This is a genomic window from Psychrobacter sp. DAB_AL32B, assembly GCF_002224105.1.
In the GTDB taxonomy this organism is placed as follows: Bacteria; Pseudomonadota; Gammaproteobacteria; order Pseudomonadales; family Moraxellaceae; genus Psychrobacter.
This window is the reverse complement of record NZ_NEXU01000037.1, coordinates 1-8,196: the sequence shown is the minus strand read 5'-3', so window position 1 is coordinate 8,196 and position 8,196 is coordinate 1. Positions and strand designations below refer to the sequence as shown.

At 40.9% G+C, this 8,196-nt stretch carries 10 protein-coding genes, 1 tRNA gene and 1 pseudogene; 7 read left to right on the top strand and 5 right to left on the bottom strand.

Translation table 11 applies throughout. The features are described from left to right. Positions 1-175: 175 nt before the first annotated feature. The 3 genes from nadR (at position 176) to CAN34_RS04415 (ending at position 2,742) form a co-directional block, all read left to right on the top strand. Positions 176-1,234, top strand: coding sequence for a multifunctional transcriptional regulator/nicotinamide-nucleotide adenylyltransferase/ribosylnicotinamide kinase NadR (gene nadR / locus CAN34_RS04425; protein ID WP_089554609.1), 1,059 nt, complete (start codon positions 176-178; stop codon positions 1,232-1,234). 127 nt (positions 1,235-1,361) lie between these two features. Continuing rightward, a complete protein-coding gene (gene pnuC, locus CAN34_RS04420; RefSeq protein WP_089554608.1) occupies positions 1,362-2,120 on the top strand; it encodes a nicotinamide riboside transporter PnuC in 759 nt (252 codons plus the stop codon). A 169-nt stretch (positions 2,121-2,289) separates the two neighbouring features. Next, complete coding sequence (locus CAN34_RS04415) at positions 2,290-2,742, top strand: DUF962 domain-containing protein (RefSeq protein WP_089554607.1); 453 nt, start codon at positions 2,290-2,292, stop codon at positions 2,740-2,742. Positions 2,743-2,877: 135 nt separating this feature from the next. Here CAN34_RS04415 and CAN34_RS04410 read toward each other — a convergent pair whose 3' ends face one another. Continuing rightward, entirely contained in the window at positions 2,878-3,669 is a 792-nt protein-coding gene (locus CAN34_RS04410) for a glucose 1-dehydrogenase (protein WP_089554606.1), read from the bottom strand. A gap of 203 nt (positions 3,670-3,872) precedes the next feature. Then, positions 3,873-3,947: transfer RNA gene (locus CAN34_RS04405), tRNA-Gly, on the bottom strand. A gap of 510 nt (positions 3,948-4,457) precedes the next feature. Here CAN34_RS04405 and CAN34_RS04400 point away from each other — a divergent pair. The 4 genes from CAN34_RS04400 to CAN34_RS04385 all read left to right on the top strand — a co-directional run bounded on the left by CAN34_RS04400 (position 4,458) and on the right by CAN34_RS04385 (position 6,909). Beyond that, a complete protein-coding gene (locus CAN34_RS04400; protein WP_079692559.1) occupies positions 4,458-5,270 on the top strand; it encodes a M48 family metallopeptidase in 813 nt (270 codons plus the stop codon). Positions 5,271-5,561: 291 nt separating this feature from the next. Continuing rightward, positions 5,562-5,888, top strand: a complete 327-nt coding sequence (locus tag CAN34_RS04395; RefSeq protein ID WP_089554605.1) for a BolA family transcriptional regulator — start codon at positions 5,562-5,564, stop codon at positions 5,886-5,888. A gap of 109 nt (positions 5,889-5,997) precedes the next feature. Continuing rightward, the gene (locus tag CAN34_RS04390; protein WP_089554604.1) at positions 5,998-6,357 is read left to right on the top strand and encodes a SirB2 family protein; all 360 of its coding nucleotides are present in this window, start codon (positions 5,998-6,000) and stop codon (positions 6,355-6,357) included. Between the two features lie 150 nt (positions 6,358-6,507). Beyond that, positions 6,508-6,909: a hypothetical protein gene (locus CAN34_RS04385; protein ID WP_089554603.1), complete on the top strand. Its 402-nt coding sequence runs from the start codon at positions 6,508-6,510 to the stop codon at positions 6,907-6,909. 134 nt (positions 6,910-7,043) lie between these two features. Here CAN34_RS04385 and trxC read toward each other — a convergent pair whose 3' ends face one another. The 3 genes and pseudogenes from trxC to CAN34_RS04370 all read right to left on the bottom strand — a co-directional run. Then, positions 7,044-7,484, bottom strand: a complete 441-nt coding sequence (gene trxC, locus CAN34_RS04380; RefSeq protein ID WP_089554602.1) for a thioredoxin TrxC — start codon at positions 7,482-7,484, stop codon at positions 7,044-7,046. Positions 7,485-7,590: 106 nt separating this feature from the next. After that, entirely contained in the window at positions 7,591-7,773 is a 183-nt protein-coding gene (locus tag CAN34_RS04375) for a DUF2892 domain-containing protein (protein WP_079692564.1), read from the bottom strand. Between the two features lie 149 nt (positions 7,774-7,922). After that, positions 7,923-8,196, bottom strand: a pseudogene (locus CAN34_RS04370) (MBL fold metallo-hydrolase); the annotation flags it as partial.

Below are 8,196 nucleotides of genomic sequence, written 5' to 3'. Positions count from 1 at the left end.
TTTGGTTTGGCATCTAAAAAATCTGACGAGATTTACAATAACCTACCTGTAAGTGACGACAAACCTTTATACCATGCAGTTAAGAAAACAATGTATTAAAGTATTGATAGCTTTTAAACATTATCAATAGCATTGAGTATAACAATGCCAAAATAAGACAAAAATAAGGATAACTATGTACGAATCAGGATTGATGATTGGGCATTTTGAGCCACTACATTTAGGACAAATGCGCAGCATATTGGACGCAGCAGGACAAGCAAAAAACCTTCATATTGTCATCATGGCGCATCCGTCACCACACCCAAACTTCAACATCACCTTGCAAGATAAAGCGCGGTGGTTGCAGATGGCTTGTGCCAACTTACCTTTTATTCATATTCATACCACTGATGAGATTGAGTTGCCGTTACATGAAAGTTTTGCTGACGTCAGTATTGATATGGTTGCCAGTAATGCTAAGTTACAACGTTTGACTGAAGCGCTAACATTGCCAGCTGAGACGGTGATATTTGTCGCAGAAAACCATCCATTGGCAGATTGTGAGGCACAGAGTGATGTTGAAAAGCAACTAATCATGCAAGTCGTCACTACTACGCTACAGCCTGATTTTAACTCTTACGCCATCGCTCGTGATCCAGTAGCGCATTGGTCAGCGATTCATCCGCAAGCACGAGCTGACTATACTAAGACGGTCGCCATCGTCGGCGGTGAAAGCTCCGGTAAAACCACACTGGTACACAAACTTGCCAATTATTATGGTGCCAGCTTTGCGTTTGAGATGGGGCGGATTTATGTCGGAACAGACTTGGGTGGTAGTGAGATCGGGCTACAATATAGTGATTACGGACCTATTGCTTTACATCATGCCCAAGCGATTCGCGATGCCGAGAGCGTAGCAACAGCGCCGGTCACTATTATCGATACAGACTTTGTCACTACCCAAGCTTTTTGTGAGGAGTATGAAGGTCGTACGCATCCTTTTGTGGCAGCTTGTATCGATGAGTTTCGCTTAGACCACACCATCATGCTGGACAATAATACGCCATGGGTAGCTGACGGCATGCGTTCATTAGGCGATCCTGACGCTCGCGGGCGTTTTGAGCAGCGACTAGTAGATATTTTTGCCCGTCATAATATCGAACCACACGTGATAGATAAGCCCGATTATGATGCTCGTTATAAGCAAGCATTGTTACTTATCGACCAATTCATCTATGGCAAAAAACCGTAAAATAATAAAGATACTCGACAATCATAAATTTATAATAATATTTTCAGTCAGTAGTTTTTGTGAGTGCTTTATTAATAATAACACTACGACTGATGACCACTATTCATCTCATCTTTAGGAAAAAACGATGCGCATTAAGCTACTAGACAATATCACTGGAAAATGGGCGCTACAATGGATTGTAACTTGGTTCATTTGCGGCGTGATTGCGTTGTCCGCAGGCTTTTGGCTAACCACCGAACATACCACGCTCGATTGGTTTTACTTAGGCGTGTCTTTCATTGGACTGGTATGTGTTGTCTCGCTATCTTTTCGCAAAAACATCCTCGGCAATGGCTTTGGTATGGCAGCGACCGCTGGCGAAGTTGTCGTCCAAGCCACCTCTGGCGCTGTGGGTCTGATGCTTGCGCCATTGTTCAATTTCTTTACCCACGTCTATGGCATCTTTTATTGGTCAAAGCATACCGATGCCGATGGTGATATGGTACCCAAATCTGCCAGCAAATGGATTTGGCTGCTGACTATTGGCTTTATGGTGATTGGGCTAGCGTTATTTCCAACAGTAAATGATTTATTGGCAAGCTATGGCTATGCGGTCGTTGAAGATGACAATAGTAAATTTTTAGGCTTCATCTCTTTCTTTTGGATTAACGTTATTGCATTTGTACTTTCTATCACCGCTCAAGCAGCGATGATTCTGCGTTATTCCTTTAATTGGTGGTTATGGATTCTATCCAATTTCGTCTGGTTGACCGTAAACCTGATGTCGGGCAATTATATCTTTGCTATCCAGACGATGGTCTACCAAGTGAATTCGTTTGTCGGTCTTTATGAATGGTATCGCAATGAGCAAAATCCTGTAGAATTATCAAAGCACGCACGATAATGTAATGGTTATAACGATGCGTCTAAGAGAGACAAGATGAAAGGATTTGACTGGGCGGTCTCACAGATAAAATGGCGGATTGCTCAGATTAGTGCTACAACTGGTAGTTGTCAGTAGATTATTTTATTTATCTACTGCCAGTCATTCATTTACTAACAGGGAGGTTAGTATGTCTCGTACTCAGCAAAAGCGAATGTCCAAACGTACACTCGAGCAATGGCTCAGTGAGTATTCTGTCAGTCATCAAAATCTAGTTAACAAAAAAATTCATTGGTTATGTGTCCCGACTATTTTTGTCAGTCTGTTAGGTATGGGTATGTCACTGTCAGTCTGGTTTACTTTGGTACTTAGTGCTTTGGTATTGTTGTTTTACATGCGCTTATCAACACCATTATTTTTGGCAATGGGAATGTTTATTCTCATTTGTCTTTCAGTGATGACGTTATTACCTTGGGGCTTTAAGATTTGGGCAGCTATCTTTGTTGTTGCTTGGATTGGACAGTTTATCGGTCATAAGATTGAAGGTAAAAAACCCTCTTTCTTTGAGGACTTACAGTTCCTACTCATTGGTCCAGCATGGGTTGCAAACAGCCTTATGGGACGTAGGAAAGCCAGCGAATAATAGCTAAATTAGATAATGAGCTTATAAGAAAACGGCACTTAATGTCTGATTAAGTGCCGCCCCTATGATTAATTATATAATGCTCACTATTAGCAAAACAATGAGCTTTTTTTTAATAAGCGCTGTTTTTTCTATTTAATCCAAGGTTTGTACGCCGCCACCATTCACAAATATGGTTTGACCACTGACCCAAGTCGAAACTGGCGAGGCAAAATACAGCATAGCACCGGCGATATCATCGGCTTCACCCAAGCGTTGAATTGGCGTATGAGCGAGCATTTTCTTTTCAATCTCTGGCGTTAATACCGTTTTCAAAGCATCAGTGCGCGTTGCACCGGGTCCCACCGCATTGACGCGTACTTCAGGGCCAAAATCATGCGCCAAGTTTGCGACCATATGATTGACGGCAGCTTTTGATCCTGCATAGCCACTCATATTTGGGCTTTTATTGATACTCGACATCGAAGTGGTAAATACAATCGAGCCATAACCGGATTCTTTCATATGTGGCACGCACAATTGGCTCAAGCGCCAGCCACTAAAGACATTCAATTCAAAGTCACGGCGAATATCATCAATCGATATCTTGGCAGGGTTTTCTCGACCACCACCACCGCCGCCAGCGTTATTAATCAATATATTAATACTGCCAAACTCAGCAATAACTTTATCTACCATAGCGACTAAATCATCGTCTTTTAAAATATTACATTCGACTGCCAAACCCTTGACGCCATACTCTTCTATATCTTTGACCGCAGCCTCAGCATCTGCTAGTTTCAAATCAGCGATAACAATGTTTGCTCCAGCTTGTGCTAGACGTAGTGCCGTCGCTTTACCGATACCATTTGCGCCGCCGGTGACAATCGCTGTTTTGCCAGACAGATCAAACAACTCATTAAATGCTTTATGCTGAAATGTTTGCATATTTAATCCTTATAATACTTATTGGTTTATTATATATATTCATATTTATACACTCAATAAGTATGCCTGCTTAAAATTGAATCAATGTGTCAAATCATCCGCATTTTGTAACGTTAATATTTACTTTATTAAATTTTATCCATAAAAAAAGCCTCACTTCTTATAGAAAGAAGTGAGGCTTTAGTGCTTTTGCAAGCCATGTTTGGAGCGGGAAAAGAGATTCGAACTCTCGACCCCAACCTTGGCAAGGTTATGCTCTACCACTGAGCTATTCCCGCTTAAATCGCTTCGTAATGTTTTAACTACTACGTCTCGATAGGCTGGCTATTTTAGCAAATATTCTGTGCATGTCAATAGATTTTTTCGGTTTTCTTATGACTACGACTGTATTATAGCTACTATTAAGATAGTAATCACTGTAGACAATTGATTTTATGGTCTATTTTTTTAACTTGGAAATACAATTATTTTTATAAATAATTCTCTTGTTGCCACTATTGTTAATCTCAACCTATCGCACTGCTCATTGAACACACTTATTGGCATCTTATAGATTTATCTTACTTACAATCCTACCTTGTATTGTTACTTTTACTCTATTGGTTTTAGATGGTTAACATTATTATACTTATGCTTATTGACAGTTCAGGTAAAATTTCACTGTTTTAGTAGATTGGTAGACGATAGTAGAATATGAATAATAAACTATCCTTTCATCTACTCATCTACGCTATTAATATTGGTTTTGTTTAACTTTATTTTTTCCATTTACAGCGAGGACGTTTATTATGAAAAAATTGCTTACCACGACCGTTATGGCTGCTTCATTGTCGGCACTGACTCTAACAGGTTGTACTAGCACGACCAGTACGGGTGCCGTTGGCGTTGATCGTCAGCAGCTGTTATTGGTTTCAAGCGAGCAAGTATTGCAACTCTCCGCTCAGAGTTATAATAAAACGATACAAGAAGCGCGAGCAAAACGTTTGCTTGATACCAACACCGCTCAGCTTAATCGCTTAAAAAAGATCTCTAATCGTTTGGTCGGTCAAGTTGGCGTCTACCGCCCTGATGCGGCAAAATGGCCATGGGAAGTACATACGATTAAATCTAACGAATTGAATGCGTTTGTTATGCCGGGTGGTAAAATTATGTTTTACTCAGGCATTATCGATCGTCTCAATTTAAGTGATGATGAAATCGCTGCGATTATGGGTCATGAGATGTCTCACGCCCTACGTGAGCATTCACGTGAACGCATCTCACGTCAATACGCGACTCAAACCGGTATCGGTGTCGCGGCCAGTATTTTCGGTTTATCGCAAGGTCAGGCTGAGCTTGCAAACGTCGCTGGCGACTTAGGTCTGAGCCGTCCACATAGTCGTACACAAGAAGCTGAAGCTGATCAAATTGGTCTTGAGCTAATGGCACGTGCTGGATACAATCCACAAGCTGCTGTTACCTTGTGGCAAAAAATGCAGCGCGCCAGCCAAGGTGAGCCACCACAGTTTTTAAGCACTCACCCAACCAGCGGTAACCGTATTGCACAAATACAATCTTTGCTGCCAAAAGTGATGCCGTTATACCAAAAAGCACGTCGTTAATGGCTTATGTTTAGACATTAGATGTTGAGTTTTTAAACGTTATTTTCAATTAAGTATAGATAAAATCAATATTGACAAAGTTAGTATTGATAAAGAATAAAAGCAGAGCGCAAATTCTATATTGCGTTCTGCTTTTTTATGCTTGAGGCTAAGGAATTACTGCCAACTTAATACAACGCGGTGTCGATATCAGCGTCTGCTATAATGGGTACAATCTGTCATCTAAAAATGGCTAAGCGCAATAATATAAAAGCACAAAGCTCTTAAGACACAAAACCATAAAGGATTGCTATGATTACTACCACACCTACGGCCGACGCCCTCCGTAATCAGCTACAAAATTTACAACCGCAGCATATTGAATTGGTTAATGAATCAATGAATCATGCAGGCTATTTTGACGGTAAAGAAAGTCACTTTAAACTTATCATTGTGAGTGAGACCTTTGAAGGCAAACGCTTGGTTGCGCGTCATCAGCTCGTGTATGATCGGGCGAATTCGTTGTTGACTTCACAAGGTGGTCAAATACATGCGTTGGCAATCCATGCTTATACGCCGGCAGAGTGGCAGGGTCAAAACCCTGACAGCCCGTTATGCGCTGGACAAAACAAAGTCTAAATAGCTATGGCTCCTAAATAATGATAGCTTAAGTGGCCTTTTTCATCCAATAATAATGAGCCACTATAAATAAGCTAGCAAAATGCAACTTTAAGGGAAATCCTATTCAATGAAACATCTACATATGCTCACGGCAGTACTGTTGATTGCGCTGTTTTTATATCAGAGCTATCTGGCATTAAGCTCAAACAAGCAAGCGCCGTTCATGGTTAAAATATCTTCGCATATCATCTACGCCGTCATCATTCTTTCAGGAGCTGGGATGCTGGTGCAATTGATAAGTGCCAATGCTCCCGTACAGTGGGTATTTGCAAAAGTGATCTTACTTGTAGCTGCTATCAGTGCCAGTATCAAAGCCTTTAATAATAATGCAACACCTAGCCAAAGAAAAACCGGTATTCTTATTGCTGGTGCGGCATATGTGGGCATTGTGATACTGGCCTTTAGTAAACCGGGCAACTTATTTTAATAATAAGTTTAAGATGAGATAGGCATAAATAGATATGTTGATAAAGTTGTTAAACATTTAATAATCGCTATATTTTTCAATATCTTAATCACGTTATTTTTGCTATCTTAAGTAAATGTAAATACCACAACTTAGCCTAATGGAGCCATTATGAAAACTCTTACTACAGCAACCCTACTGGCAGCCGCTGGCGTTTTTGGTCTCTCAGGCTGTGCCTCTACAGGCAATATTACCCCGCAATACGTACCGCCAAGCACGTATCAAAGTTATGATTGCCAAGCACTTAATCAAGAGTACATCCGTGTCAATAATTATGTGAACGCTGCACGTAACGAGCAATCAAGCTTATCCGCATCAGGTGTCGGTGTCGGGGTATCTGCAGGCCGTTGGGGTATCTCGCCTAATATAAGCTTTGGCGTTGGTCAAAGCAACAATACTAAAGCCCGCGATGCTAAGTTATCGCGCCTATACGGCGAACGTGATGCGATTATTCAATCAGCGCGTATTCAGCGTTGTAGCTTTGCCAATGGTATTAAAATCTATGGTGAGTAAGCCGATATTAAAACTGGCTTACTCCTTAAGATTTCAGCTTAAAAAAAAGCCAATACGCGATAAACGTATTGGCTTTTTTATGACTTACTCTAAGTAAATTAAGTTTTCTTAAAAGACACTTCTATCAACCAAAACTACTTCAAGCTCCGCACCCATTGTACGATTTGGTTACTCGGTAATGCACCCGACTGCCGCGCGACTTCTTTACCGTTTCTAAAGGCGACCATCGTTGGTAAGCTACGAATATTATAAGGTGCCGCCGCTTGCTCATATTTATCGGTTTGTACTTTAGCAAAGACGACTTGTGGTAGCTGACTGGCAGCTGTCTTGAACTCTGGCGCCATCATAAGGCAAGGCTGACACCAACTTGCCCAAAAGTCTACGATGGTCAGTACGTCGTTTTTTTGAATGACCTTATTAACCGTTTGCGCGTTCAGTTCATGCGGAGTTCCAGTCAATAAAGGCTTACTGCACTTACCACAATTGGGCGCAGCACTAAGCCGTGCAGCGGGTACGCGATTGGTCGCTTGGCAATGTGGGCAGACGACATGATACGCTTGTTGGTCTTCACTCATATTGTGACTCCTATGCTGCTCGTATATATTATGAAAAAACTAACAGCACTTTGCACTATTGGCTTTTTTATTACTTTAACATTAAAACGCTTGAAGTTTATAGAGGTTAAAGCTTACAAGTATTAGTACCAAGCATTTTATATAGCGGACAAAAACGGAACAAACCAGTTAGTAGCGGCACCAAACCGACAACACCCCACCAGCTTTGATAATAAACACCCACTGCAATAATAATGATACCGGCAATAACACGCAGCATTCTATCGGTACTACCAATATTAATATTCATGATTGATTCCTTAATAGAGAAAGTAACAATAATATTGATCAATAAACTATCAACAAGCCAATTATGTTTCATAAAGAACTAGCGTTATAATGAATGGTTTTCGTGCAAAACTTTCAATTTGCTATTGGTATTTATTTAATTAGTAAATACTATCCTAATACGTTGATAGGTACTTTTAGATAACGCGTACCATTGTCCTCAGGTTTCGGGAAGTGGCCAGCATCAATATTGACTTGTACTGCTGGAATAATCAGCCGTGGCATCTCAAGGTTGGCATCACGGCGCTCACGCATCTCAACAAACTCTGCTTCATTGATACCGTCTTTTACATGAATATTACTGAGCTTTTGCGCCGCGACCGTTGTAGTTGGACAATGCTTACGCCCCTTACTTGGATAATCATGGCACAGATACATCATTGTA